Origin of the sequence: Paenibacillus sanguinis 2301083 = DSM 16941 (genome assembly GCF_000374825.1) — a bacterium.
In the GTDB taxonomy this organism is placed as follows: domain Bacteria; phylum Bacillota; class Bacilli; order Paenibacillales; family Paenibacillaceae; genus Fontibacillus; species Fontibacillus sanguinis.
Window position 1 is genome coordinate 131,413 of the sequence record NZ_KB895379.1, and the last position, 25,395, is coordinate 156,807.

The following is a 25,395-nucleotide window of genomic DNA, read 5'->3' on the forward strand; positions in this document are numbered from 1 at the left end:
GTTCAACTTATATAGCTCCTATCTATAGCTTTAATTGTGCCACAAAGTCGCGAATTTGCAATAAGCCTTGTGATTTCGTGTCCGGGCTCTCCAGCAAGGGGAGGCTGTCCTCGATCTTGCGGACGATGGCACTCCCCACAACTGCACCGTCACAAAGCTTGGCAAACCGTTCGACCTGCTCCCGGCTGGATATGCCGAACCCAACGGCCACGGGGAGATCAGTCTGCGCCTTGACGGAAGCGATAAATTCATCCACTCCCGTATGGAAGGAGGTCCGCTCTCCCGTTACACCCAGCGAAGATACGCAATAGATAAATCCCCGAGCCCGGTCCAAAATACGGGATATACGTCCGCTTGATGTTGGAGCTACCAACGGAATAAGCTTAATATTTACGGCATCCGCCAACTCCAGCATCTCTTCCGATTCCTCAAATGGCAGGTCCGGAATAATTAGCCCGCTAATCCCCGCCGCCTTAACCTCCTGCAAGAAACCCTCTACGCCCATTTGCAAGACAGGGTTATAGTAGGTAAACAGTACAAAGGGCAAGGAAATCCCCCGTTCCCGGGCCTGCGCCGCCGTCCGGATACAGGAAGCGATCGTAATGCCGTGCCGGAGCGCCCGCTCGGAAGCTCGCTGAATGACAGGACCATCGGCAAGGGGGTCGGAATACGGCACACCCAGCTCTACCACATCTGCCCCGGCCTGCTCTAAAGCCTCCAAAATGTCCAGCGTCGCTCCAAGGTCGGGGTCCCCTACCGTAATAAAAGGAATCAGCGCCGTCCGTCCTTCGGCTTTTAGCTTGGCAAAGGCAGCGTCCAACTCATTCATCTGATTGCTCATCACGCTTCTCCCCCTTCCGTGTAGGCCATGATCGATTCCACATCCTTGTCGCCCCGGCCCGACAAGCAGATGACGATGATATCCTCAGCAGCCATCTTCGGAGCCAGCTTGACGACCTGGGCCACCGCATGCGCTGATTCCAGTGCAGGAATGATCCCTTCGGTCCGGCTCAATAATTGCAGAGCATCCAATGCCTCCTGATCCGTGATCGGGTAATAGCGGGCACGCTGAATGTCCTTTAAATAGGAGTGCTCAGGACCGATGCCCGGATAGTCCAGCCCGGCGGATATAGAATGGGCCGGCTGAACCTGGCCAAACTCGTCCTGTAACAGATAACTCATAGAACCTTGAAAAACGCCCTTCGTTCCCTTGGTCATTGTCGCAGCGTGAAATTCAGTATCCACACCTTTGCCTGCGGCTTCCACGCCAACCAGTTGAACATCCGCATCCGCGATAAACGGGTAGAACATTCCAATGGCATTGCTGCCCCCGCCAACCGCAGCAACCAGCATCTCGGGCAAACGGCCCTCGGCCTGAAGAATTTGAGCCCGAGTCTCATCTCCGATAATGCGCTGAAAATTGCGGACCATCATCGGATAAGGATGGGGCCCCGTTGCCGACCCGAGAATGTAAAAGGTATCCTGTACATGGCTAACCCAGTAGCGAAGCGCTTCGTTGCAGGCATCCTTCAATGTCCGCGTGCCGGAGACAACGGGAACGACCTCCGCACCAAGCAGCTTCATGCGAAATACGTTAAGCTGCTGGCGCTTGGTATCCTCCTCGCCCATAAATACCTTGCATTCCAGACCCAGCAAGGCCGCTACTGTAGCAGTTGCCACGCCGTGCTGGCCGGCTCCCGTCTCCGCAATTACCTTCTGTTTGCCCATCCGCTTGGCCAGAAGGCCTTGCCCAATGGCGTTATTTATCTTATGGGCCCCGGTATGGTTCAGATCCTCACGCTTCAGATAAATCTTGGCTCCCCCCAAATGCTCGGTAAGCCGCTCCGCAAAATACAGCGGGGTCTCTCTGCCGGAATATTGCTTCAGCAAATAAGCGATATCCTGGCCAAAAGAAGGGTCATCCTTGTATTTCAAATAGGATTGCTCCAATTCTATTAGTGCGTTCATTAAGGTTTCCGGTACATAACGGCCTCCGAAAGGGCCAAAACGTCCATGCTCGTCCGGTACTTGCTTCATCTTCCCTTCACCCTTTCTATGAATTCTGCAATTTTGATCGGGTCTTTGACGCCAGCGGTCTCGACGCCACTTGAAACATCCACACCATCAGGCTGAAGCGTCTCTATTAATAATTCAACATTGTCTGAATGAAGACCACCCGCCACAAACAACGGAATACCTTGGGCCATTGCCCAGTCACGGTAAGGGTTCACTGCCCTCCAATTAAAGCTATGTCCCGAGCCTCCGCCGTACTTCGGATCGTAGGTATCCAGCAGCAGCCCGTCCAGTAGGCCAGCATAAGCATCCAAGTCCAGTTTTCCATGGACCGATCCGTCCTCTTTAACAGAGAAGGCCTTCAGTACCCGCACGCCAAAACGATCTTTGACATCCTGGCAGAAGGCTGGATCTTCCGTGCCATGAAGCTGCACAACATCCAGGGGTGCTGCCCGCAGTACATTCTCCAATTCATCCGGGGATGGATTGAGGAACACCCCGACGCTCTGCGGAGCAGCTCCGTTGCTCCAATACTGGAGAAGAGAAAGCAATTCCGCCGCCTGTTCACTGCTGACTTGACGCTTGCTCCTGGCAAATACAAATCCGACATAATCCACGGGTAAGTTTATCATCGATTTTAGCACTTCAACGCTTTGAAGTCCACAAATTTTTACGGCGGTTTCCTTCATTGCCTGACATCCTTTCCAAGGCTGTAATCCGCCCTGTACCGGGCAAGCACCGGACCCAGCAGTTCCTGAACAGCCTCTCCGATATGCTCGCGTCGCATGAAGGTTTCGCCGATCAGCACACCGTTGGCTCCTTTGCCGCTGAGGTATTCTATATCCTGCCGCGAGCTGATTCCGCTCTCGCTAATCAGAGTCACATCGGAAGGCACCAGCTGAGCCAAGGCAGCCGTCGTATCCAGCGACACCTCGAAGGTCCGCAAATTCCGGTTGTTAATGCCGATGAGCCTGGCCGTGCCCAGTGTAAGCACCCGCTCCAGCTCCAATTGGTCATGAACCTCCACCAATGCATCCAAGCCCAATGCCTGGGATAATGCCAAATAATCGCGTAGCTGCGAGTCAGTCAAGATGGCGGCAATGAGCAGCACTGCATCTGCGCCAAGTAAACGAGCTTCATAGACTTGCCGTTCATCGATGATAAAATCTTTGCGCAATAGGGGGATGCCAACTGCCGCACGAATGGCCTCCAGATAAGCGCCACTGCCTTGAAAGTATGTCTCATCGGTCAGAACAGAGATACAATCCGCGCCAGCCGCTTCGTAGCTCTCCGCCAAGGCCACCGGTTGGAAGTCTGGACGTATCAGCCCTTTGGAAGGCGATGCCTTCTTCACTTCAGCAATCAGACCCATCTCCCGCTGGCTTCCTTCGGTCAAGGCCCGATGAAACCCTCGTGTCGGGCCCAACCCGGCAATGCGCTCTTCCGCCTCTATCCGCGAGAAGATTTTGGCCAGCCGCTGAACCTCCTGCTTCTTCGTTTCTACAATCCGTTCAAGATACATAGCTCAGTTCTCCCGTCGTTTGAATAAGCTGCTCCAGCTTGCTGTATGCATTACCCGAATCAATGGCCTCCGTTGCAATATTCACCCCGGCACGGATACTGTCTGCCAGTCCGGCCACATAGATGCAGGCCCCGGCATTCGCCAGTACAACATCGCGGCAAGCTCCCTTCTCTCCTTGCAAGACCTCTCTAACAATCTGTGCATTCTGCAAGGGGTCGCCTCCGATCATTTCATCCAGCGGATAAGAGCGCAGCCCTAACTCCTCCGGGCGCAGATCGTAAGTGGTGATGACACCATCCTTCAGCTCAGATACCCGGGTCGGTGAGGAAAGGCTGATCTCATCCAGCCCCTCTTCGCTGCTCACGACCAGTGCCCGCTTGGAACCAAGCTCGCGCAGCACCTCGGCAATGGTCGCCGTTTTGCTGCGATCATAGATGCCCAGCACCTGACGATCCGCTCCAGCCGGATTAGTGAGCGGCCCCAGCATATTGAAGACGGTGCGAATGCCCAGCTCTCTACGAGGGCCTGCAGCATGACGCATCGATGGATGGTACAACTGCGAGAACATGAAGCAGATGCCAATTTCATCCAGACAACGCTTGGCTTGCAACGCATCCAGTCCGATATTTACGCCCAGTGCTTCAAGCACATCCGCGCTTCCCGAACGGCCCGAGGCAGAGCGGTTACCGTGCTTGGCGACCCGAACGGATACCGATGAAGCCACGATAGCAGCCGTTGTTGATACATTGATTTTATGAATCCCTGACCCGCCCGTCCCGCAAGTGTCCAGCAATTCTCGTGCTTCCGTATCCACCCGGCTGGATGCGCCGCGCATCGCCTCGGCAAATCCAGTAATCTCCTCGACCGTCTCACCTTTGATACGCAAGGCCGTCAGCAAGCTGCCAATCTGTGCAGGCGTTGATTCTCCGTCCATAATGGCCTGCATCATGCTTCGCGCCTCTTCACGCCGCAAGTCCTTTCCTTCAATCAAGCGGCTGATTCCTGCCTGTACCGTCTGTTCCATCATCGTGTTCGCTCCTCTCTTTATTTTCCTGGGATATATTCGTACAGATAATCTTGATTAATCACGTCATCACCGGTAGACGACACTGGAAACATCTGCTCTGCCGTACGAATCGCTGTCAACAGCGCCTTGGCTTTATTAACTGATTCCTGATACTCGTTCTCCGGAATGGAATCCCATACAATGCCTCCACCGGCCTGCACGTAAGCCTTGCCCTCTTTGAATACGATCGTGCGGATCGTAATGCAAGAATCCATGTTGCCGGAGAAGCCAAGATAACCGATGGCCCCGGCATAGGTCCCCCGCGCCTCCCTTTCGAGCTCTGCAATAATCTCCATCGCCCGCAGCTTGGGAGCACCGGATACAGTTCCGGCTGGCAGACAGGACAGAAAAGCATCAAAGAAATCCTTATCCTCTCGAAGCTGCCCGGATACCTTGGATACCAAATGCATCACATGAGAGTATCGTTCGATCTCCATATAGGACTCGCATTGGACACTGCCGAATTCAGACACTCGGCCAAGATCATTACGTCCCAGATCCACAAGCATTAAATGCTCGGCACGTTCCTTCTCATCCTGAAGCAGCTCTGTCTCCAGCGCCAGGTCGCTCTCTTCCGTCGCTCCTCGAGGCCTTGTTCCGGCAATCGGGCGGGTCTCTACCCGGCCATTCTCTACCTTGACCAACACCTCTGGTGAAGTTCCAACAATAATCTCTTCATCCAGCTTGAGATAGTACATATAAGGTGATGGATTCATAGTCCTAAGAACACGATACACATGCAGCGGGTCTACCTCGGTTTCAATATGGAAGCGCTGGGACAATACAACCTGAAAAATATCCCCTGCACGAATATAATCCTTTGCTGTCTCTACGTTTGCGATAAATTGTTCCTTGGTCAGATTGGACCGGACATCCCCAAGATCAGTGATCGATGGCACCGGACGGCGATTGAAGCTCTCCCCTGCTCCCTCCTGCTGGAGCAAGTCGGCAGCTTCATCCAGCTTTTGCTCTGCCCGCTCATAAGCCTGGCGAATTTCTTCATCCTTAGCGCCTGGCTTCACATGCACGTTGGAGATCAGCAATATTCGTTGCTTTACGTGATCAAATACGATGACCTGATCGCAAAACATGAACTGCATATCTTGTAAATTCAGATCGTCGACCGGATGAGACGGAAGCTTCTCATAATACTGCAGCAGATCATAACCGAAAAATCCGATAGCTCCCCCGGTAAACGGCGGCATTTCCGGAAGCTTAGGACTACGGTATCCGCGTAAAATGGCTTTCAGCTCATCCAGAGGCTTATCGGAGCGTAATTGCTCCTTCACTCCTTCCCGCTCGATCGTTACTGCTCCCTTCTTCGCGGAGATTAGTAGAAACGGGTCTGTGCCGATAAAGGAGTACCGCGCCCATTTACTGCCACCCTCGACGCTTTCCAGCAGGAACGCCCGCTCCCGCCGGGCAATTCGCTGAAATATGCGGATCGGTGTCTCCAGATCTGCGAGCAGCGTGCGAGCAATCGGAATTAAATTATATTGACTTGCCAAAGCAATGACCTCTTCAACTTGCGGATTTGCCATGTCTTCACTTCCTTTTCGGATAATAGAGTTCAATATAGATAAACAAAAAAACCTCTACCGAAGTAGAGGTTCTGGATTTGCGGTTTATTTGAAAATGCCTGATCCCCTAAAGTCATGATATCTTAAGAAGCCACACACTTGGGCATTCTGCACGATTTGTCTCGGATACCCGAAACAAACGCGCACAACTCCTCGTCGTGGTCAACATTCATATCATTATACTTATGGGAACTGCACTCACTCAACTAAACTCGGCTCATCTCTGGCTCGGCTCTACTCAGCTCTAAGCAAAACAATCAACTATAACTCACTCAGCTAAAACTAATCTAAATATAACTGATTTCCTACTGGTTTGGCAACCCTGCCTGTCAGCATATTTCTCAGTATCAGGATGAGGATATACCTAAATCAGGCCGGAGAATTCTTGCTTGATTCAAATAGACATGCTTCATTTCCCGCTGCCCCTTCATTGTGTTCACATGAATCAGCAAGCGAATGCACATTGGCAGGGCGCCTTTGACCGGAATTTCAGTAGAACACATCAAGGGCACCATGTCCCAGCCTTTCAGATCCCGAATCGCCCTGGCGGGAAAGGTGGCATCCAAGTCCGGCGTTACCGTAATCCAAACACTGCAGATATCCTCAGGAATAATTTGATTGCGTTCCACAATTTCCTTCAACATTTCCGCCGTTGCCGTCAAAATATCCTGTTCTTCATTGCGTGTGACCGTCGTCGCCCCGCGAATGCCACGGTTATACATGCGGTTCCTCCTCTTTCAGCTCGGCGATGACCCGATGCACTTCCTCCAACGTCACATCATCGACGATTTCTACTTTTCCGATGTCTACAGGCAAAACAAACACCATCTGCTGCTCTTTGAACTTCTTATCATGCATCATGGCCTGAACCAAATCATCAGCATTGAGCTGGTCAGGCATAGAAGTAGGCAGGCCGAAACCGCCAAGCAAAGCTACCGTCTCCTCATAAAGCTTGGGGGCACGGCCCCGGTTCACCGCCAGCTTGGCCGCTGCAGCCATACCGATGGATATCGCTTCTCCGTGAAGGAATTCACCATATCCACCGATAGCTTCAATGGCATGGCCCAGCGTATGGCCCAAATTAAGAATTGCTCGAAGCCCCTGCTCCCGTTCATCTACTGACACTACCTGGGCTTTGATCGAGCAGCCTTGCGTCAGCCCATAACCCAACGTCTCCGGGTTAAGACCCAAAAGGTCGGCGGTATGAACACGGCACCAGTTGGCAAATTCCGCATCCCAGATCAGACCATGCTTGACCATTTCGGACAAACCGGCACGCACATCGCGGGAAGGCAAAGTTTGCAGACTATCCACGTCATATAGCACCAACTCCGGCTGGTGAAAGGCCCCGATCATGTTCTTTGCCAGCCGATGATTGACGGCCACCTTGCCGCCAACACTGCTATCATGAGCCAGAATGGTCGTAGGCATCTGTACAAAGGAAACACCGCGCATGTAAGTCGCTGCCACAAATCCGGCCAAATCGCCAACAACTCCGCCGCCCAGGGCAACTACCACCGAGCGGCGGTCCAACCCGCCCTCAATTGCCGCCGTCATCAGGTTCTCATAGACCTCCAGAGACTTGGACTTCTCTCCCGCCTTGATGGTCACGCTGACCGTACGATATCCGGCGCTTGCGAATGAATGCTCCACAACATTGAGGTATAAGGGGGCCACGTTCTCGTCCGTCACGATCAGCACGGGACTCTTCACCGAAAGCTTGTGCTCAATAAAAAATTCCCCAGAGCGCGCCAGCAGCCCGCTGCCAATATAAATGGGATAAGAGCGTTCGCCCAGGTCCACCTGCAGCGTTCTCATTAATACTCCTCCAACTGTGCCAGGTAGCCCTGCACGTTGCGTTCAATTTCCTGCATGGAATCACCGCCGAACTTCTCCAGGAAGGCCTTGGCGACTTCCCATGCTACAACATGCTCAAGCACCACACTAGCGGCTGGCACGGCACAGGCATCCGAACGCTCTACCTGGGCTGCAAAAATCTCTTTCCTATCAATATCCACACTTTGGAGCGGCTTGTATAAGGTTGGAATGGGCTTCATCACACCGCGTACCACCAGAGGCATGCCGTTCGTCATACCGCCCTCGAAGCCCCCTAGCCGATTGGTAGCCCGGTGATAGCCCCGTTCCTTGGTATAGACAATTTCGTCGTGAACCTGCGAGCCGGGGATCGTGCCTGCCTCAAAGCCAATACCGATTTCTACTCCCTTAAAGGCGTTGATCGACATCACGGCCTGGGCAATTCTACCATCCAGCTTGCGGTCATATTGTACATGACTGCCAAGTCCCACCGGAACGCCTTCTACGATGCACTCAACAACGCCGCCGATGGAATCGCCTTCCTCCTTGATTTTATCAATATAAGCTTCCATCTTCTTCTCGGTCTCACTGTCCGCTACCCGCACCGAGGAAGCCTCCGTAACACGCGCCAGCTCCGACAGCGGCAGATTGTGTGGAGGAGCCTCAATTTCGCCAATTCGAATGACATGGCCGGCAATGCGAATACCGAAATGCTCCAGCAATTGTTTGGCCACCGCACCGACAGCCACGCGAATCGCTGTCTCCCGGGCGCTGGATCGCTCCAGCACATTGCGCAGATCCTTATGATTATATTTCAAGCCTCCGTTCAGATCAGCGTGACCCGGACGAGGGCGATGCACTCTGCGCTTCTCCTCATCCGTACCTTCCATCGGCTCGATGTTCATGATTTTCTGCCAATGCTTCCAGTCGTTATTCTCTACAATTAACGCCACCGGAGCCCCCGTAGTATAGCCATGCCGTACACCCCCGGCAATTTGGGCTGTATCCTTCTCAATTTGCATGCGGCGACCACGGCCATACCCTTTCTGGCGACGAGCAAGTTCGAGGTTAAGCGCCTCGAAATCGAGCTGCAAGTGGCTCGGCAATCCTTCAATAATCGCAGTCAACTGGGGTCCATGCGTCTCCCCCGCTGTTAAGTAACGTAAACTCATGATGTTGCGTTCCCCCTTTAAACTGTTAAACTGTAAAGAGCTAAAATCCAATCATCTTTGCTCATTATAATATTGATCGCCTGCTTCTGTCACGTGATGTTTGCATTTTCCGGAAAAAAGTCCCCTTTAGATGTGGTTCAGAAAGTCGTTTTCCCAGGACGAAGCTATTCTTGTCAACCCTATCTTTTGAACTCGCACTTTTTAATGTCTGCGACCGGACTTCTGACAGCCTCATTACGTGTTTAAAATCCGGTCGCCCCAAATGGAACTAGTTAGCCCTCCACCGTTTCACTCTGCTTAAGAACGGCCAGCTTGCGAATCCGGTGCTGCCCTACTTCACGCACAGCAAATATGTACCCCCGGTATTCAAATTCAGGCTTCTCCTGAATCGTAGGGATTCGTTTCAGCCGTCCGATCATAAATCCGCTTAGCGTGTCATAATCCTCTACCGGCAAAGGGATATCCAGTACAGCCTGGGCATCATGCAGCGACATGGTACCACTGAACAAATAACTCCCCTCCGCCACCTGCTCGAACTCGTGCTCTTCACTATCATGCTCATCATAAATATTACCAACGATTTCCTCCAGCAAATCCTCCATCGTGACGATCCCGGCTGTACCGCCATATTCATCAACAATGACAGCCATCTGGATGCGGTTCTGCTGCATTTCCTCAAATAGCTCATTCGTTTTCCTCGACATCGGCGCGAAATGCGGCGGCGTTACCAGCTCCTGCAAATTCCACTTCTCCTGCTCCCCCCCACGCAAATAACGCAGCAAATCCTTACTGTGCAAAATCCCAACTACATTATCGATGGTCTCCTCATAGACAGGGAAGCGAGTATATTGCTCTTTGTCGGCCAGCTCGGCAACCGTTTGTCGATCAGCCTCCACAGGAATCCCTACGACATGAATCCGATGGGTCATAATTTCATCAACCGTCAAATTATCAAAGTCAAAGATGTTATTAATCATCAGCTTCTCAATCGGCTGAATTGTCCCCATCTCTGTGCCGGTATCCAGCATCATGCGAATCTCTTCCTCGGAAACCTCTTCATCATTGGCATTCGGATCGATTCCGAACAGTCTGACGATCAGGTTTGTCGAACCGGTAAGCAGCCTAACGAACGGCGCGGTCACCTTGGACAGCACCATAAGCGTGGTAGCTGCCAGCATCGCCATGCTTTCCGCTCTCTTCATCGCTACCCGTTTGGGAACAAGTTCACCAAGCACCAATTGGAAATAGGATAACAGCAATGTGATGACGATCAACGAAATCGTGCTAAGTACGGAAGGCGCAAGCGGCACACCGAGCTGAATCAAATAAGCGGCCAGGTCGCCTGCAAAGCTCTCTCCCGCATAGGCACTGGCAAAAAATCCGGCTAACGTAATCCCGATTTGAATTGTCGCGAGAAACTTGCTTGGCTCGCCGAGCAAGTTAAGAATAATCTTTGCCTTGCGATGACCCTGCTGCGCCATTGCTCTTATCTTATTATCGTTCAAGGAGATCAAAGCAATTTCCGATGCGGCAAAAAAGGCATTAATCAAGATCAAAACAAGGATGATGAACAGCTCAACCAATCCTATACACCTCCAAATATTTCCCCGGTTATTTTGCCATAACGAATCCCAGGATATACGCAAAAAGGCATAACCCGCCGTCAATCACTTGACGCAGATTATGCCCGAGCATCCGCCAAAGGACGGATACTAAAGGATTCAATTCAATTTGCTGGCTACTCTCGGGGTCGTCCGAAGCATTCATGGATGATACCTCTTCCTGACGGTAATTATAAATTATTATAGGAAGGCCCTCACCCTGTTGTCAAGACGAACCATCTGGGTTATCCGTTCAACGAAATGCAATTCCCACGCTATTGAACTCCATTTAACCGGAGGCGGGGTGATTATCCAAGGGGCTGGGGCGCCTGCCCTCCAGCGGGATATCTTCCAGCATCCGCTTCAGGTGAACACTTTCAATCCCCAGCACCTGTGCACATTCCTGCGGCGTCAGAAATCCCCGCCGATAAGCTTCGATCACCTTTCGCTTGTCCATGACCTGACCTCCATTGACCGTATGCTTCAAGTATAGGAAAATTCAGGTGATAATATACAATCAGGCCTTCTTGCGATAGAAGAAAGTTTCCGCCGGCTCCAGCCCGTATTGCCCTGGCGAGAAGATCTGCTCTGTACTGCCAACAAACAGAATACCGCCGGGGCGAAGCGCCCCTGCAAATTTATGATAGAGTCCATGCTTGGCTTCCTCGGTAAAATAAATCATGACGTTGCGGCATACAATCAGATCAAACCCTTGTTCGAACGTGTCCAGCAGCAGATTTTGCTTCTTGAAGGTAACCGCTTTTTTCAGCTTGGCATCAAAACGAAACATCGGGCCCTCCGCCGTGAAATAACGCTTGGCTACATCCTTGGGCACATCCTTCAATGAGCGCTCCAGGTAAAGTCCTTCCTGAGCCTTCGCCAACGCCCCCTCGTCAATATCCGTAGCGAGCAGATAGGTACTGCTGAGAAGCCCTAAATCAGCCAGAATCATAGACAACGTATAAGGCTCCTCTCCGGTCGAACAAGCTGCGCTCCATACCCGCAGCGTTGGCCGTCCGGCAGATAGCTCTGGTAAAGCTTCATCCCGTAGGACTTCCCAGCGATTTGGGTTACGCCAGAACTCGGACACATTAATCGTCATCTTATCCAGGAACTCATAAAACAATGGCTTGCTGCCCATCATGGCTTTATAGAAATCTGTGAATTTAGCGTAGCCGTTCTTGTTGCGCAGCGTAGTCAGCCGCCGCTTCATCTGCGCTTCCTTATATTGGGCCAAATCAATCCCCGTGCTCTTCTTGATGCTTTGAATGAATTCAAGGTAATCGTGATCTACGCCCATCTCTGCCTGGTCTGCCCGGGAAAATTCGGGGAAGTTGCGGTTCATATCCATGAGCCCACGCTTCTCGAATATTTCACGAGTTCCCGTTCCGTAAAGAAGTTGGCGATTTCCCGTTCGGCGCTCTGGGTGCCATCCGAACCATGTACAAGATTGAAGGGGGTATGCGCGGCAAAATCCCCGCGAATCGTTCCGGGCAACGCCTCTGTTACTTTTGTCTTGCCAATCACCATACGGGATAACGCAATGATGTCATCGCCTGTCCAGACCATGGCAAATACCGGACCGGAAGTAATGAAGCTCACCAGTTCATCAAAGAAGGGCTTCCCTACATGCTCGCTATAATGCTTCTTGGCCTGAGCCTCCGTAACTTGAGTCAGCTTGGCCGCGATCATTTGAAAGCCCTTATCTTCAAATCGGCTCACGATTCTGCCGACCAACCCACGCTGCACGCCGTCTGGTTTAACCATCAAAAAAGTTCTTTCCATGGGTCCCCTCCCGAAAAAGTCAACATTTTCCATGCATTAGCTGGGCGCCTCATCCGATTTGACGGAAAGAAGACGGTTTCATCTGCATTTTATCAGATATTCACGAAATAGGTAAAGATTAATAGGCACGTTTATTCACAAAGCGGGCAATATCCTGCAAATGAGTCCGTGATGCAGTATCCGCCAGTCCTTCCAACGCCTTGAGGGCCTTGTCAATGAAACGATCAGCCAGCAACTCTGCTCGTTTAATTCCATCACTGCCGCGAATCATCTCGATAGCCCGCTTCTCTTGTCCGGTCCCGTCCCCTGCTTGTATACCGCGAATTTCCTGCAGCAAAGGCTCTCTTAGCTCGGCTTCCTGCAAGGCAAAAAGTACGGGCAGTGTAATATTGCCCTGACGCATATCGCTGCCTGGCGGTTTGCCAATCGTCTTCTCCGTTCCGAACAAATCAAGCAAATCATCACGGATTTGGAAGGCCATGCCTACATTATAGCCATATCGGTAGAGCGCAGAGCTTACCTCTTGGGAAGCCTCGGCCGCCATCGCTCCCAACTGGCAGCTTATAGCAATCAGCAGAGCCGTCTTGCGGCGAATCCGCAGCAAATAGTTCCTGACGCTCTGCTCGGTATTGAAAAAATCGCGGATTTGCTCCATCTCGCCAATGGACATTTCCACCATCGCCTTGGCCAGTATTCGGTGTATGTATGGATTGTTTAACTTTGTTACCTGCTGGAGCGCCTTGGCGTAGATATAATCACCTGTATACATGGCAATTCGATTATCCCACTTCGACTTGACCGTAGCCTTCCCCCGCCGCGTGTCAGCATCGTCTATCACATCGTCATGCACCAGTGAGGCGGAATGGATCATTTCAAGGGGCACGGCGATGTATTGCAGCTTCTGCAAATCGTAATTGCCGAATTTGCCACCGAGCAAGACGAACACAGGGCGCAGCCGCTTCCCACCCGCCTTCAGCAAATGCAAGGATGTTTCACTCAGCAGATCATCCTCGTCTTCAATCGCCAGATAAAGCTGCTTCTCGATGTAATCCATATCTTTTTTTAACGCACCAAAAATATCCAATAGTTTCATTCTTTCACCCGTGTCAACGAATTATGACTCCATATTTCCATGTTCACCCGATGATCCAGCAAACCCATTTCATAAGCATAATCGAAATAAAGCGATAAGCCCTTGCGACGTTCCGGTCCAAAATCATAATGCAGGTTGTGAAAATAATGCTGCCAGTATTCACCGGTTCCACCGAGCTCTTCGCAAGCCTTCAGGACCAGTGGTGCTACATCAGCAAGACTTCTCTGCTTGCTGTCCTCAAAAGCCAAAGTAATCTCCTCCAGAAACTTTTCATGGCCCCAAACAAAGGACTGCTGCACTGCCCACACGGCAAAGGTCATGCCATAACCGGTCCAAGCCTTCCAGATTTCCCCAAGGTCTGTCATGATATAACCGGGGTGATGCCAAGAGGCCTGAATAGCTTGATCCCCAATCAGCAGCGCCGCATCACTGTCTTCCATCATTGCCTCCAGATTGGGATCACTGTCCCAATAGCTTGGCTTCCCGCCATAGGCCTTGTCCATAATAATTTTCAACAGATTTACCGAAGTGGCCGATGTATTCGTTAAGGCAATTCGTCCATTCACCACTTGATGAAGCGGCTTCCGCGAAAAGAGCAGGATAGAGTTGACAGGCCCGTCAGAGCTCACCGAGAGATTGGGCAGCAAGATCAGATGATCACTTCCCCGCCCATAGGCAAACGAGGACATGGGTGATATATCCAGGCTTCCCTCCAGCATTCGCCCATTCAACTTCGATGGCACCTCAGTCACCAGGCGGCTGCCTTGCGAGAGATTAGCCGTCTCAAAATAGTGAAAGACGGGCCACACATTGCTGTATTTTATTTTGCCGATGAGGATGTCTCTATTGCTTGTGCTCTGCATCGTGATCCCCCCATCTATGAAATAAAGCATGTTCGATCCCCAAGTTATCCAGTACCTTGCCCACCATAAATGCCACCAGATCATCAATGGTCTGCGGACCGAAATAAAACGCCGGCATCGCAGGAATCATGCGAACCCCTAAACGAGATAGCTTAAGCATGTTCTCCAGGTGAATGGCATGTAGCGGAGTCTCACGCGGAACCAGCACTAATGGCCGGCCTTCCTTGAGCATAACGTCCGCCGCGCGGGCCATCAAATTGTCGGAAGCCCCCGTGGCGATGGAGGATAACGTGCCCATCGAACAAGGCATCACGATCATTCCGTAGGTAAGAAAAGAGCCGCTGGCGATCGAAGCGCCGATATCGGCAATCGGATGGTACACGAGCTTGCCGGGAAGTGCGCCGAAGCTCGTCCGCAGCACTTCGTCCCGATTTGTCGTATCCCAGCCGAGCTCTTCCTTGATCACCCGCCAGCCCGCATTGGAAATAACCAGATGGACGGTAAACTGCATACCGAGCAGTGTTTCAATCAACTTAATCCCGTAAATGGAGCCGCTGGCCCCGGTCAGGCCAACGACAATCGTTTTGGTTCTGTTCATCTGTAATGGCGCACCACCAAGTCGATCAAAGTAAACGAAAATACCACAATGCTAAGTACACCGTTCATCGTAAAGAATGCGGTCTGCAGACGGCTTAAATCCCCCGGAGACACGATATGATGCTCATAGAACAAGATGAGATAAGCGATAATCATGCCAACAACATACCACCAGCCCAAATCCATCATAAGCAGCATGGCGATGAAGCCTAACGCCGTTAAAATGTGGAACGCCTGGGCAATCTTTAACGATTTGGCTACTCCGAAGCGTACCGGGATAGAATGAAGCCCCTCTTCCTTATCAAACTCCACATCCTGACAGGCATAAATAATATCAAACCCGGCAATCCAGAACGTAATGGTAGCAAAGAAAATCATCGCCGTCCAGTCAACCTTCCCGGTCACCGCAGCCCAACCGCCCAATGGCGCCAAAGCGATCGTCAGGCCTAGCACAACATGGCAGAGCCAGGTAAAACGTTTGGTGTAGGAGTAGAATACCAGCATCACTACAGCAATAGGCAATAACTTAAGTGCCAACGGTTCGAGCTCGGAGGCAGCCCAGAACAGCAAAAGAAAGGAGGCAATAATAAATACGATAACTTCACTAATCTTAAGCAAGCCTGCCGGAATGGCGCGCCCTGCAGTGCGCGGATTCTTCGCATCGCTGACCCGGTCGATCAACCGGTTAAGCCCCATAGCCGCGCTACGTGCTCCAAACATGGCAAGCAGCACCCAGCCAATTTGCGTCCAGGAAGGAAGCGTATTGTTAACCACTTCGGAGCCCAGCAGTGCTCCCATAAATGCAAAAGGAAGAGCGAACACCGTATGCTCGAATTTAATCATCTGCAGAAAAATATTGATTTTCTTAATCATGCCTACTCTCCTTCGTTCCGATGTGCAGAGCAGCAATTCCACCGGTTAAAGGATAGGCTTCGACCCCGGTTAATCCCGTCTCCCGGAAAATTTGGGCAAGCTCTGCGCGCCCGGGGAACTGAACCAGTGATTCAGGCAGCCACTTATATTGCTGGTACCGCTTGGCCACTAGCTTGCCGACCATCGGCATAATTTTCTGGAAGTAAAAATAATAAAGTCCCTTGAAGGGCTGCCAGGTCGGCTTGGACAATTCCAGACAAACAACCATGCCCCCCGGCTTCACAACCCGCTGCATCTCCCGCAAGACCTGACGCAGGTCAGGTACATTTCGCAAGCCGAAACCGATCGTCGCATAATCAAAGCTATCATCCTCAAACGGCAATGCCATCGCATTCCCCTGAATCAAGGAGATTTGCGATTCAAGCCCACTTTCCTTCACCTTGCGGCGTCCAAACTCCAGCATATTCTCGCTAAAATCAAGGCCCGTGATCGTTCCCCCGCTCGCCTGAGCCATACTGATCGTCCAATCACAGGTGCCGCAGCATAAATCAATAGCCGTATCCCCAGGGGACATCTTCATCTTGGCCATCGTAAATTTACGCCAGGCCTTATGGCGTCTAAAGCTAATTAAATCATTCATCATATCGTATTTTGGAGCAATGCTCTCAAAGACGGAGTGTACAAACTGTTCCTTGTTCTCTGATGAAGTCGATGGACTCATTCGCAAATTACCTACCCTTCTTGCACGGAACGGCGCACAGGCGACAAAACGGCGGCAAACGGCTCTATAATCGCTCGCAGTTCAGCCCGCACCGTTTCTTTGTTGCATTCATGAAGCAGTGACTGCACATGGTCCACAGATTGGTGGAGCATGGATGTTAGCTGCTCTCTGATATTGTATTTAGCTAAAAGCAGCGTCCAGTCGCGTTCCCCGATCTTGCGCTCGGAAATCGTCTCCCGTTCCTCGGAGGTTGCGGCTTCCATAATTCGCAAATAAGCGTAACCTTTGCGATCTTGCGGCAATTGTCCAGCCAAGCGAATTTCGTCTGTCACAACCTCGCAATGACTTAATTCCGCAAGCAGATGCTGCCACAAGTTTTGGACCGATTGGTCGAGCAAATGCGTGAAAGAAAGAAAAAGTCCCATTCTCACATGGACACATTCCTTCACATACTCCTCAGCCGGAAGCACCATCCGCTTAAGTCGACTGTAAAGCCGTGCCTTCAGGCGGTTCACCTCGCAAATGGCCCCACTCATCCGGGAGACCATGCCGATCTCTCCGGCCTGAGCCAGCAGTTGATAGAAGACCCCGCTAAAGTAGTCTCCCGCTAGCACCTTGAGCTGCCTGGAACGCATCTCCGGTGACGCCTCGGCTAGCCCCTGCTCCAAATCGATCTGATCATGGGTATCCATCCCCAGCTGCACAAGAAAAGCAGCAAGCGTGCAGGTCTCTGCCGCTGAAGATGAGCCTTCCTCCCGTTCGTTAAGAAAGGTATAAAGCAAGCGAACACGGGGCACCGGAAATTCCGGAAGCGCCGTGTATGCGGTAATCATGTCATAGCTGACATATTTATGTGCCAATTCAGTTATGCGATTAGGTTTCATCCTTTGCCTCCGAGCCGCTAGTCCTTTATCATTCATTGATTCACAATAATTCTGTCACAATCTTGTCTATTATAGCATATGTTATTTCACTGCGCACAGAGGCGAATGGTGATCCACATGAGAAATAGTGGCACTACTGATTCAGAAAGCGAGACTTCCATAGCTGCGTTTCCGTGATATGCATGCTTGACTGCAAATCCTCCGGCAATGGGCCATTTCCCATATCACGTAAGCCAAACAATTCCTCAGTTGATATCTCGTCCCGCCTCACATCGGCCGCAATAAGCAGATATCTCGTACCCAGCCAGCGATCCTCGGCCAGCACACGCAACAGCAGTTGGTCTACATTGCTCGTGTGCTCAAAGGCAAAGGAAATCAGTTCGGCCATCCCCTGATAAACCTGCTCCGTGCTTGACTCCTCATCCGTTACCTTCAAATCGACCGACAGGATGCCCGCATTCAAATCCACCTTGGCAAGCGGCAACGGGAGCGGCAGCACGGACAAGCCATCAACCAGGTTATCCTCGGTTAGCCTGCCAGGCTTTTGTCCAGCAAATACAGTAGCGGCATACGGCTTCTGCTCCCTCTGTGGATGACCAAGTGAAGATATCGCTGCCCACAACACAGCACAGCTCATGGCCAGCAGCATTGCTCGGAAGACTATTTTCCCATACATGGGGCACTCTCCCTTCAGATGCGCTCAGACAGTTTAATATATCCCACCTGTCCAAGAGTCCTATACCCCATTGTACATAGAAAAAAAGCAGGCTATGCCTGCGATTTGAAAAATCATTCTTCCGTATCAATAATTCCATGCTTGGTGTATACGAGTGCTCTGCCGCGGACTTTGACCGCCGACGTATGATCCGTAAATTGGGCGATTAGCACTTCGCCTTTATCCAGCTTCTCCGTATGGTGAAAGCGAGTATCCTTCCCCCGGGTCAGACCGATCACCGTGACTCCTTGCTCCTTGGCTTTGACAACGAAGTAATCCCCGCCCGTAACACCCGGCTCATTACCGCCTGCGTGCTGATTGTCCACCATGGCTGCGCCTCCCTTTGCATTTTTACTCAAGCTGCTCTTTGCTCTATAACAACCTTCTTTGAAAAGAAAAAGCCGTGAACGGAAAGCCCACGGTCTTTTGTACGGAAAGATATATAGAAATCTTTATTTAATTCCGTCTTTGAGCGCCTTACCTGGTTTAAAGGCAGGAATTTTGCTCGCAGGGATTTCGATTTCCTCTCCGGTTTGCGGGTTACGGCCTTTGCGGGCAGAACGTTCACGTACTTCAAAGTTGCCAAAGCCAACCAGTTGAACTTTGTCTCCACTTTGGAGTGCCTCGGAGATCGCTTCAAAAACAGCATCTACTGCCTTCGTTGCATCCTTCTTGGACAATTCCGTGCTTTCAGCCACTTGAGAAATCAAATCGGATTTGTTCATTTCTGATTCACCTCCCTGTCAAGGAAAATTATACCACTTGTTATTTGTGTTTCCGTTTTATCGCAGAATATACGCGAAAAGAGCCCGAGTTGGCATATTTTATGGGGCGCGGAACAAACTTATAGTAATACAGCCCGGGCATAATTTCAAGTAGCGGTATTTTGAGCGGTATTTTAAGCACACCAAAATAACCGCACGCGGCCAGCCTGGCACACGCACGGTTACTTAAAGTGAAAATGATGAAATTAATAGTGTTCATCACGCTTTTAAAGAATGATTGCGATAAGTCCTCCAGAGCCTTCGTTGATAATACGGCCCAGTGTTTCCTGTAGCTTGTAGCGAGCATTATCCGGCATCATGGCAATCTTGCCTTGAATACCTTCCCGTACAATGGAATGCAGCGAGCGACCGAATATGTCTGATTCCCATATCTTGATCGGGTCGTTCTCGAAATCCTGCATCAGATAGCGAACCAGTTCTTCGCTCTGCTTCTCAGTGCCAATAATCGGAGCAAATTCCGACTCCACATCGACGCGAATCATATGAATCGATGGAGCCGTCGCTTTCAGTCTTACACCAAACCGCGAGCCTTGACGAATAAGCTCCGGCTCATCCAGCGCCATCTCTGCAAGCGATGGGGCAGCAATACCATACCCCGTCGTCTTGACCATTTCCAATGCTTCAGCAAACCGATCGTATTCCCGCTTGGCATGGGTGAATTCCTGCATAAGCTGGAGCAAATGGTCTTTGCCGCGAATTTCAACGCCAACCACTTCCATCAGGATGCTATCATACAGGTCGTCCGGTGCGTACAGGTCGATTTCAGCTACGCCCTGCCCCATATTCAGGCCGCTAAGCCCCGCCCGGTCAATAAAGTCATATTCCATAAAGTTGCCCACAACCCGGTCTACATCACGCAAACGCCGAATGTCCTTAACCGTATCGCGAACAGAATTTTCATAATTGCTACGCAGCCAGTGATTCTCATTCAGCACCATTACCCAGCTAGGCAGATTGACGTTCACTTCATGCACAGGGAATTCATACAGAACTTCGCGTAGTACGCCGGTTACATCTTCCTCAGTCATAGTTGCGGCACTTAATGTGATGACCGGAATATCGTATTTCTCGGCCAATTCGCCACGAAGCTGCAATGCTTCCTCACTGTTGGGTCGTGTTGAGTTAATGACTAGGACAAAGGGCTTGCCAACTTCCTTCAGCTCCTCGATAACCCGCTCTTCTGACTCTACGTAAGAATAGCGTGGAATATCGGCGATCGTACCATCGGTTGTCACAACAACACCCAGTGTAGAATGCTCCTGAATGACCTTGCGCGTACCAATTTCAGCCGCTTCCTGGAACGGTATAGGCTCTTCGAACCATGGCGTCGAGATCATTCGAGGACCATTTTCATCCTCATAGCCCTTTGCACCTTCCACGGCATAGCCAACGCAATCAACGAGTCTGACATTCACCTCGAGCCCTTCCGCGACCTTGATTTGCACCGCATTGTTAGGCACGAATTTGGGTTCCGTAGTCATGATGGTTTTGCCGGCGGCGCTTTGCGGAAGTTCATCCACCGCGCGAACCCGATCGGCTTCGCTAGCGATGTTCGGGAGCACAACCGTTTCCATAAAGCGTTTAATAAAGGTTGATTTCCCCGTTCTTACCGCTCCGACGACTCCCAAATAGATATCGCCTCCGGTGCGTTCAGCAATGTCTTTAAAAATGTCCACTTTCTCCAATACCAATGATATCCCCTCCTCAAATTTCGCCGAAGGAAAAATGCCTTGAGAGCATCCGCTTCGTTATTCACCATTCCTTCAAAACCACTGCTACGAACAGGAGCGGCAGCCCCTCTTGCCCGTGTCCGCCGCCGCCATCCAAGGTGGAAAGAACCTGAACGAAGCGACGTTAACTCGTACATGCATTTGGACTAGTAACATCTTATGTACCAGATGCGCAAATATGACGGAAATAACCGTACAAGCCCACTTTTTTTGCAAAGCCGCTCGTTCAGCCCGAACCAGGCGGGCAATGAAACGCCACATTTTTATTTGTATGACTCTAGTGAAAAGAGTATTCCGGGCTAGTTATTTAACTTGTAGAGTCTGGCTTGGAATCAGCAACAAAAAAAGCCCTCCGAATTCCTCCGAAAGGCTTGAAAACATAGCGAGTGAAGCAACAATGACGTTCAGCTACTGATCTGGAGTAATCCGGGCCAGCGGGGCCCCATCTACCCAGCGGTAGGGCAAGGATTTCACAGGCACCTGGGGCGAGCGGTCCGTCAACCACCGCCGCAAATCCTCTTCTCCTTCGGGCATACGGCCCGATTGGTCGATGGCCTGCATAATATCATAGGCATAGTCTACATAGACATGCCCGGCCTGGTCTACAAGATAAGGCAGAGCCTGGCCCGAATACACGCTTAGCAGTTCATATTGCGAAGCCTGGACCAGCGGCAAATCTACTTCGTACAATCCGGGATAGACCTCTCCCTTCGCTTGGGCCGGAAGATGACCTCCATGCTTGGAACGATAGAAATCCACCTGACGCTGCACATCATTAACCTTTTGCACCGTATTCAAATCCATTATTTTAACTATAGGATCGGTATCTTCGTCGATGACCAGATAATAAACATGACCTCCTTGTTCGAAGGCGATGTCTGGAATATTGTCCAGATACTCCAATTGCTTCATTTGATTTAAATTCAAACGAAATTTCTCGTAACGAGGTATCTCTTCCCCTGCCGTAAAGATTGGCAAAATCCCTCGTTCCTCCTGAAAGCGGTCCAAGGCTTGCTGAACACGTTCGACGCTCTCGGTATAGGATATCATCGGCCCGGTCTTCTGCTGTTCTCCGCGATACAGGCAACCGGTAGAGAAAATGAGCAGCAACGTGGCAAGGCTAGACCAGACGAGATGCTTGCTCCGCTTCCGTATGAAACGATTTACTGACGGCATACCAGTTCCCCCTACCACAAGCTATCGTCGCTATCGTCCTGCTGTCTCTCTAATTGTTTGCGGATAGCCGCCTTAAGAGGATCCTCAGGCACCTGAACGACCCCTTGTCCATAAATTTTCGCCTGGCAAGCCAGCCGATAGCCCTGTTCAATCTGGAAGCCAAGCTTCCGTCTTTCTGCCTCTGTAGGCGAGGTCAGCGCTGCAGCCTGTTCCGGTTCCACAAGAACTTTGCACATCAGGCAGCCTGCTTGTCCCCCGCAGCGAGTAGAGATATGAACCTTTGCTTCGCGGGCCGCTCTGAGTACCGTCGTGCCCAAGCGTACCTTAACGGATTTATCCAATGGCTGAAAGGTTATCACTACCTTTTCCATCGCTTAGTCCTCATTTTTCTCGCCATGGTATTCCCGCCATGGCTGAGACAGAAGCGGGCGATCCAGTAGTTCCGCCATCCGCCCGACTAAATCAGAAGTCCAGGCATTTCTCTTCAGGAGCTCCAATAACAAAGGCAAATGCCGGTCCGGTTCTTTACGCATGACTGCAGCGATTGGCAAATAACGGTCATGCCGTTCCCGCAGCAGATTAAATACAAATTCATGGGCCAGCGGCATTACCTGTATCACTCTCTTCTCTAACACAACCTGATGTGAAGCTCCTGCCAGCAACTCATTTACCTCTGTGCGATAGTGAGCACGCGAAGTACGTATTTCAAACCCCCCCACCATTTCCACCTCTAACTCATCCAGTTGGTAATGGCTTAGCAGAGAGGCGTAGCACTCGTTGCGATCATAGACGGGCTTGTCTGTAGCCAGCGAGCTTAGCCGCTCATGCAAGATATGAACTGCCTCCGCATCTGCAAAAATATCTACATCCCTTGGCGGCGCCTCCAGCGGCACACCTTGAAGCCACAAGCCGCTGCTTCCGCCTAGCAGCCAGACCTCCGGCGAGCCGTTCAGTCGACCTGCAAGCTCATGGAGCGCTGCGGTCAGCCTAGCATACACTGCGCTTTGTGATTCAACCATATGGATTCCTCTTCTCTGTTCACCAATGTTTAGATAGCTTATGTGATGGAAACAAGACCAGCCAGAAATCCCGTCAGCATAATGATAAAAGCGATAAATGACAGGATCCATTTTACAATCCCTCTCGTCTTGGTCCGTGCAAACGTAATCAAAAATACGGATATCCCCATAATTAGAACTGCCGCGATCGATAACCACATCTTCGTCATAGCATCCATGGTTCAATTCTCCTATTTTTCTACGGTTTAAGATGATCCATATTATAGCATTTTTACGCTGATGAGGCTACGAATGTAAGCGCAGTCAGGTCAGAAGAAACCAAATAAAGCCCTGCAGCATACAGCCGCAGGGCTTCGGAGTCCTGAGAAAGCATCCTTATTTCTTCATCATCATTTTCATCAAAGCTTCCATATTAGACGGATTCATACCGCTTTTCTTCACGGCATTGACAATTTCCGAAACGGTGCTTTCCGTAACAGGCACTTTCGCCATGGCCGATACTTGCTTGATCAGCTTGCGCAGCTCAGCTTCACTCTTCATTGTAGACGGTTTGACCGTGCTGGCCAGCTTCTTGACCGAGCCTTCCGTAATCGTTTTGCCAGTCTTCTTATTGATGGCATTCAAGGCCTCTTTGGATATTTTACTCACGCTATCGCCTCCTCCGCTGTCCTCTTCAACCAATGTATGAGGAGGACAAGCGAAAGGTGACGATGTCCCGCAAAACAGGCTTATGTGTGCCACTGCTCCCAGGTTTCCAAGGAGATGACTTCCATCTCGGTCTTCCGGTCTCTGCCCATCAGTGCTTCAACAGCAGTACGAGGGTCCATTCCCTCGAACAGAACATGGTACAGCTGAGCAGCAATAGGCATCTGCACCTGATATTTCTGAGAGATAGCATGGGCAGCTTTCGTCGTGCGAATTCCCTCTACCACCATTCCCATGGAGCTCAGCACCGTTTCCAGGGAATTGCCTTCGCCCAGCATATAACCGGCTCGCCAATTCCTGCTATGCTTGCTGGTCGCCGTAACGACCAAGTCCCCGATGCCCGCTAGACCGGCAAAAGTTAACGGATTGGCACCCATTTCGACTCCGATTCTCGTGATTTCCGCAAGCCCGCGTGTTAGCAGCGCCGCCTTGGCATTATCGCCATATCCAAGTCCATCGGACATGCCGGCTCCCAGGGCAATGATATTCTTCAACGCCCCAGCCAGTTCTACGCCAACCCGGTCCCGATTGGTATAAACTCGGAAATACGGGTTCATGAATAAGTCCTGGGCCAGATCAGCCTGAGACTCGTCCTGAGCGGCAACCACTACCGTCGTTGGACGACGTTTGACCACTTCTTCGGCATGGCTCGGCCCCGACAACACAACAATGCCGCCCTCATCGCAGCCCAGTTCCTCGGCAATGACCGTAGACACCCGCTTGAGAGTTTCTATTTCAAAACCCTTTGTCGCATGAACGACCAGCATGTCCTCATGCCAATAGGGCTTCAAGGCCCTTGCAACCTCACGAACAGCCGAAGAGGGAGCCACCATAACCACAGCCTTGGCACCGCTTACGGCGGCTTCAAGGTCGGTGGTCGCCTTCAAACGAGGAGATAAATCGATACCTGGCAAGAAGCGTTCATTGCGGTGCTTGTTATTAATTTCTTCCTTTTGCGTTTCGTTGCGTGTCCACAGAGCAACATCGATGTCCTTGTCGGCAAGCACACTGGCTAGTGCTGTTCCCCAACTGCCCGCCACCAATACGGCAGCTTTATTAGACAACGCGATCCCCTCCTTTAGAACCCAGCTTATTCTCCTTACCATGAACAAGCTTGTCTATATTGGTGCGATGTCTCCAGAAAGCGAACACGCAAATAAGCAGACTCATCCAGAAGTAAGGACCCAGTTCTCCGGAGATTGCTACCAAAAATATCGGCGTAAGCAACACAAAGATCAATGAGCCCAATGATACGTAGCGGGTGAACACGATAGATAGAATCGCAATAATCCCGGCGTACAATGAAGGCAGGAAGAACAGTGTTGCCATCACGCCGATTGTCGTAGCAATGCCCTTACCGCCCCGAAAGCGGAAATACAGCGGCCAGTTATGGCCAATGATGGCGGCAATACCGCATAGCGAAGCCGTCCACGGATTCCCGCCACCCAGCCAGTGGCCAAGCCAAACTGAAACAATACCCTTGATTACATCAAGCCCTAGAACGAGAATGGCCGGTCCCTTACCAAGCACTCGTAGCGTGTTGGTCGCCCCGGCATTCCCGCTCCCATGCTGCCGAATATCAATTCCCTTTAAGCCTTTAGCCAACACTACACTGAAGCTGACCGAGCCAAGCAGATAGCTAATAATAACCGCAACAACAGGTAAAATCACCTTTTTCTC

General features: G+C 51.1%; 31 protein-coding genes. All 31 read right to left on the minus strand.

Annotated elements, in window-relative coordinates; genetic code table 11:
• Positions 1-22 precede the first annotated feature (22 nt).
• A complete protein-coding gene (gene trpA / locus C557_RS0108330; RefSeq protein WP_026263370.1) occupies positions 23-829 on the minus strand; it encodes a tryptophan synthase subunit alpha in 807 nt (268 codons plus the stop codon).
• 11 nt (positions 830-840) lie between these two features.
• The gene (gene trpB / locus C557_RS0108335; protein ID WP_018751395.1) at positions 841-2,037 is read right to left on the minus strand and encodes a tryptophan synthase subunit beta; all 1,197 of its coding nucleotides are present in this window, start codon (positions 2,035-2,037) and stop codon (positions 841-843) included.
• Positions 2,034-2,702, minus strand: a complete 669-nt coding sequence (locus C557_RS0108340; protein WP_018751396.1) for a phosphoribosylanthranilate isomerase — start codon at positions 2,700-2,702, stop codon at positions 2,034-2,036. Before C557_RS0108340 ends, trpB begins: the two co-directional genes overlap by 4 nt.
• Positions 2,699-3,535, minus strand: coding sequence for an indole-3-glycerol phosphate synthase TrpC (trpC, locus tag C557_RS0108345; protein ID WP_018751397.1), 837 nt, complete (start codon positions 3,533-3,535; stop codon positions 2,699-2,701). The genes C557_RS0108340 and trpC overlap by 4 nt, the downstream gene beginning before the upstream one ends.
• On the minus strand, positions 3,525-4,562 hold the full coding sequence (gene trpD / locus C557_RS0108350) for an anthranilate phosphoribosyltransferase (protein ID WP_018751398.1): 1,038 nt from the start codon (positions 4,560-4,562) through the stop codon (positions 3,525-3,527). Before trpD ends, trpC begins: the two co-directional genes overlap by 11 nt.
• A 17-nt stretch (positions 4,563-4,579) precedes the next feature.
• Positions 4,580-6,142 carry an anthranilate synthase component I gene (gene trpE, locus C557_RS0108355; RefSeq protein ID WP_018751399.1) on the minus strand — a complete coding sequence of 521 codons (1,563 nt, stop codon included), beginning with the start codon at positions 6,140-6,142 and terminating at the stop codon, positions 4,580-4,582.
• 386 nt (positions 6,143-6,528) lie between these two features.
• A complete protein-coding gene (gene aroH, locus C557_RS0108360; RefSeq protein WP_018751400.1) occupies positions 6,529-6,903 on the minus strand; it encodes a chorismate mutase in 375 nt (124 codons plus the stop codon).
• Complete coding sequence (aroB, locus tag C557_RS0108365; RefSeq protein ID WP_018751401.1) at positions 6,896-7,999, minus strand: 3-dehydroquinate synthase; 1,104 nt, start codon at positions 7,997-7,999, stop codon at positions 6,896-6,898. The genes aroH and aroB overlap by 8 nt, the downstream gene beginning before the upstream one ends.
• Complete coding sequence (gene aroC, locus C557_RS0108370; protein ID WP_018751402.1) at positions 7,999-9,168, minus strand: chorismate synthase; 1,170 nt, start codon at positions 9,166-9,168, stop codon at positions 7,999-8,001. The genes aroB and aroC overlap by 1 nt, the downstream gene beginning before the upstream one ends.
• Positions 9,169-9,440: 272 nt before the next feature.
• Complete coding sequence (locus C557_RS0108375; RefSeq protein WP_018751403.1) at positions 9,441-10,751, minus strand: hemolysin family protein; 1,311 nt, start codon at positions 10,749-10,751, stop codon at positions 9,441-9,443.
• A 28-nt stretch (positions 10,752-10,779) separates the two neighbouring features.
• Positions 10,780-10,935, minus strand: coding sequence for a hypothetical protein (locus C557_RS24915; protein ID WP_018751404.1), 156 nt, complete (start codon positions 10,933-10,935; stop codon positions 10,780-10,782).
• A gap of 123 nt (positions 10,936-11,058) precedes the next feature.
• On the minus strand, positions 11,059-11,226 hold the full coding sequence (locus C557_RS25160; protein ID WP_018751405.1) for a hypothetical protein: 168 nt from the start codon (positions 11,224-11,226) through the stop codon (positions 11,059-11,061).
• 60 nt (positions 11,227-11,286) lie between these two features.
• Positions 11,287-12,120 carry a CheR family methyltransferase gene (locus C557_RS0108390; protein WP_018751406.1) on the minus strand — a complete coding sequence of 278 codons (834 nt, stop codon included), beginning with the start codon at positions 12,118-12,120 and terminating at the stop codon, positions 11,287-11,289.
• Positions 12,111-12,554: a nucleoside-diphosphate kinase gene (ndk, locus tag C557_RS0108395; protein ID WP_018751407.1), complete on the minus strand. Its 444-nt coding sequence runs from the start codon at positions 12,552-12,554 to the stop codon at positions 12,111-12,113. Before ndk ends, C557_RS0108390 begins: the two co-directional genes overlap by 10 nt.
• A 118-nt stretch (positions 12,555-12,672) precedes the next feature.
• Complete coding sequence (locus C557_RS0108400) at positions 12,673-13,647, minus strand: polyprenyl synthetase family protein (RefSeq protein WP_018751408.1); 975 nt, start codon at positions 13,645-13,647, stop codon at positions 12,673-12,675.
• Positions 13,644-14,510, minus strand: coding sequence for a menaquinone biosynthetic enzyme MqnA/MqnD family protein (locus C557_RS0108405; protein ID WP_018751409.1), 867 nt, complete (start codon positions 14,508-14,510; stop codon positions 13,644-13,646). The genes C557_RS0108400 and C557_RS0108405 overlap by 4 nt, the downstream gene beginning before the upstream one ends.
• Complete coding sequence (locus C557_RS0108410; RefSeq protein ID WP_018751410.1) at positions 14,491-15,108, minus strand: UbiX family flavin prenyltransferase; 618 nt, start codon at positions 15,106-15,108, stop codon at positions 14,491-14,493. Before C557_RS0108410 ends, C557_RS0108405 begins: the two co-directional genes overlap by 20 nt.
• Positions 15,105-15,980, minus strand: coding sequence for a UbiA-like polyprenyltransferase (locus C557_RS0108415; RefSeq protein ID WP_018751411.1), 876 nt, complete (start codon positions 15,978-15,980; stop codon positions 15,105-15,107). Before C557_RS0108415 ends, C557_RS0108410 begins: the two co-directional genes overlap by 4 nt.
• On the minus strand, positions 15,973-16,701 hold the full coding sequence (locus tag C557_RS0108420) for a demethylmenaquinone methyltransferase (RefSeq protein WP_018751412.1): 729 nt from the start codon (positions 16,699-16,701) through the stop codon (positions 15,973-15,975). Before C557_RS0108420 ends, C557_RS0108415 begins: the two co-directional genes overlap by 8 nt.
• An 11-nt stretch (positions 16,702-16,712) precedes the next feature.
• Positions 16,713-17,585 (minus strand): heptaprenyl diphosphate synthase component 1, encoded by an 873-nt coding sequence (locus C557_RS0108425; protein WP_018751413.1) that lies wholly within the window; start codon positions 17,583-17,585, stop codon positions 16,713-16,715.
• Between the two features lie 133 nt (positions 17,586-17,718).
• Positions 17,719-18,261, minus strand: coding sequence for a hypothetical protein (locus C557_RS0108430; protein ID WP_018751414.1), 543 nt, complete (start codon positions 18,259-18,261; stop codon positions 17,719-17,721).
• A 113-nt stretch (positions 18,262-18,374) separates the two neighbouring features.
• Entirely contained in the window at positions 18,375-18,629 is a 255-nt protein-coding gene (gene mtrB, locus C557_RS0108435) for a trp RNA-binding attenuation protein MtrB (RefSeq protein WP_018751415.1), read from the minus strand.
• Positions 18,630-18,752: 123 nt separating this feature from the next.
• Complete coding sequence (locus C557_RS0108440) at positions 18,753-19,025, minus strand: HU family DNA-binding protein (protein WP_018751416.1); 273 nt, start codon at positions 19,023-19,025, stop codon at positions 18,753-18,755.
• 266 nt (positions 19,026-19,291) lie between these two features.
• Positions 19,292-20,770, minus strand: a complete 1,479-nt coding sequence (spoIVA, locus tag C557_RS0108450) for a stage IV sporulation protein A (RefSeq protein ID WP_026263374.1) — start codon at positions 20,768-20,770, stop codon at positions 19,292-19,294.
• Positions 20,771-21,223: 453 nt separating this feature from the next.
• Positions 21,224-21,991 (minus strand): hypothetical protein, encoded by a 768-nt coding sequence (locus C557_RS0108455; RefSeq protein ID WP_018751419.1) that lies wholly within the window; start codon positions 21,989-21,991, stop codon positions 21,224-21,226.
• An 11-nt stretch (positions 21,992-22,002) separates the two neighbouring features.
• On the minus strand, positions 22,003-22,362 hold the full coding sequence (locus C557_RS0108460; RefSeq protein WP_018751420.1) for a 2Fe-2S iron-sulfur cluster-binding protein: 360 nt from the start codon (positions 22,360-22,362) through the stop codon (positions 22,003-22,005).
• A gap of 3 nt (positions 22,363-22,365) precedes the next feature.
• A complete protein-coding gene (locus C557_RS0108465) occupies positions 22,366-23,010 on the minus strand; it encodes a nucleotidyltransferase family protein (RefSeq protein WP_018751421.1) in 645 nt (214 codons plus the stop codon).
• A gap of 38 nt (positions 23,011-23,048) precedes the next feature.
• Positions 23,049-23,228 (minus strand): DUF2768 family protein, encoded by a 180-nt coding sequence (locus C557_RS0108470; RefSeq protein ID WP_018751422.1) that lies wholly within the window; start codon positions 23,226-23,228, stop codon positions 23,049-23,051.
• Between the two features lie 157 nt (positions 23,229-23,385).
• A complete protein-coding gene (locus tag C557_RS0108475) occupies positions 23,386-23,658 on the minus strand; it encodes a stage VI sporulation protein F (RefSeq protein ID WP_018751423.1) in 273 nt (90 codons plus the stop codon).
• 80 nt (positions 23,659-23,738) lie between these two features.
• On the minus strand, positions 23,739-24,779 hold the full coding sequence (locus tag C557_RS0108480) for an NAD(P)H-dependent glycerol-3-phosphate dehydrogenase (protein WP_018751424.1): 1,041 nt from the start codon (positions 24,777-24,779) through the stop codon (positions 23,739-23,741).
• A complete protein-coding gene (gene plsY, locus C557_RS0108485) occupies positions 24,772-25,386 on the minus strand; it encodes a glycerol-3-phosphate 1-O-acyltransferase PlsY (protein WP_018751425.1) in 615 nt (204 codons plus the stop codon). Before plsY ends, C557_RS0108480 begins: the two co-directional genes overlap by 8 nt.
• Positions 25,387-25,395: the final 9 nt, after the last annotated feature.

Excerpts from the sequence above, each read along its gene's own strand:
- trpA (WP_026263370.1), bottom strand. The coding sequence starts at position 829 with ATGAATGAGTTGGACGCTGCCTTTGCCAAGCTAAAAGCCGAAGGACGG.
- trpB (WP_018751395.1), bottom strand. The coding sequence starts at position 2,037 with ATGAAGCAAGTACCGGACGAGCATGGACGTTTTGGCCCTTTCGGAGGC.
- C557_RS0108405 (WP_018751409.1), bottom strand. The coding sequence starts at position 14,510 with ATGCAGAGCACAAGCAATAGAGACATCCTCATCGGCAAAATAAAATAC.
- C557_RS0108400 (WP_018751408.1), bottom strand. The coding sequence starts at position 13,647 with ATGAAACTATTGGATATTTTTGGTGCGTTAAAAAAAGATATGGATTAC.
- C557_RS0108430 (WP_018751414.1), bottom strand. The coding sequence starts at position 18,261 with ATGTATGGGAAAATAGTCTTCCGAGCAATGCTGCTGGCCATGAGCTGT.
- trpC (WP_018751397.1), bottom strand. The coding sequence starts at position 3,535 with ATGTATCTTGAACGGATTGTAGAAACGAAGAAGCAGGAGGTTCAGCGG.
- C557_RS0108340 (WP_018751396.1), bottom strand. The coding sequence starts at position 2,702 with ATGAAGGAAACCGCCGTAAAAATTTGTGGACTTCAAAGCGTTGAAGTG.
- C557_RS0108415 (WP_018751411.1), bottom strand. The coding sequence starts at position 15,980 with ATGATTAAGAAAATCAATATTTTTCTGCAGATGATTAAATTCGAGCAT.
- trpE (WP_018751399.1), bottom strand. The coding sequence starts at position 6,142 with ATGGCAAATCCGCAAGTTGAAGAGGTCATTGCTTTGGCAAGTCAATAT.
- C557_RS0108420 (WP_018751412.1), bottom strand. The coding sequence starts at position 16,701 with ATGAGTCCATCGACTTCATCAGAGAACAAGGAACAGTTTGTACACTCC.
- C557_RS0108410 (WP_018751410.1), bottom strand. The coding sequence starts at position 15,108 with ATGAACAGAACCAAAACGATTGTCGTTGGCCTGACCGGGGCCAGCGGC.
- C557_RS24915 (WP_018751404.1), bottom strand. The coding sequence starts at position 10,935 with ATGAATGCTTCGGACGACCCCGAGAGTAGCCAGCAAATTGAATTGAAT.
- C557_RS0108425 (WP_018751413.1), bottom strand. The coding sequence starts at position 17,585 with ATGAAACCTAATCGCATAACTGAATTGGCACATAAATATGTCAGCTAT.
- C557_RS25160 (WP_018751405.1), bottom strand. The coding sequence starts at position 11,226 with ATGGACAAGCGAAAGGTGATCGAAGCTTATCGGCGGGGATTTCTGACG.
- mtrB (WP_018751415.1), bottom strand. The coding sequence starts at position 18,629 with ATGGTGGACAATCAGCACGCAGGCGGTAATGAGCCGGGTGTTACGGGC.
- C557_RS0108440 (WP_018751416.1), bottom strand. The coding sequence starts at position 19,025 with ATGAACAAATCCGATTTGATTTCTCAAGTGGCTGAAAGCACGGAATTG.
- C557_RS0108390 (WP_018751406.1), bottom strand. The coding sequence starts at position 12,120 with ATGGATATGAACCGCAACTTCCCCGAATTTTCCCGGGCAGACCAGGCA.
- C557_RS0108470 (WP_018751422.1), bottom strand. The coding sequence starts at position 23,228 with ATGGATGCTATGACGAAGATGTGGTTATCGATCGCGGCAGTTCTAATT.
- C557_RS0108455 (WP_018751419.1), bottom strand. The coding sequence starts at position 21,991 with ATGCCGTCAGTAAATCGTTTCATACGGAAGCGGAGCAAGCATCTCGTC.
- C557_RS0108465 (WP_018751421.1), bottom strand. The coding sequence starts at position 23,010 with ATGGTTGAATCACAAAGCGCAGTGTATGCTAGGCTGACCGCAGCGCTC.
- aroB (WP_018751401.1), bottom strand. The coding sequence starts at position 7,999 with ATGAGAACGCTGCAGGTGGACCTGGGCGAACGCTCTTATCCCATTTAT.
- ndk (WP_018751407.1), bottom strand. The coding sequence starts at position 12,554 with ATGGAAAGAACTTTTTTGATGGTTAAACCAGACGGCGTGCAGCGTGGG.
- C557_RS0108460 (WP_018751420.1), bottom strand. The coding sequence starts at position 22,362 with ATGGAAAAGGTAGTGATAACCTTTCAGCCATTGGATAAATCCGTTAAG.
- aroH (WP_018751400.1), bottom strand. The coding sequence starts at position 6,903 with ATGTATAACCGTGGCATTCGCGGGGCGACGACGGTCACACGCAATGAA.
- aroC (WP_018751402.1), bottom strand. The coding sequence starts at position 9,168 with ATGAGTTTACGTTACTTAACAGCGGGGGAGACGCATGGACCCCAGTTG.
- trpD (WP_018751398.1), bottom strand. The coding sequence starts at position 4,562 with ATGATGGAACAGACGGTACAGGCAGGAATCAGCCGCTTGATTGAAGGA.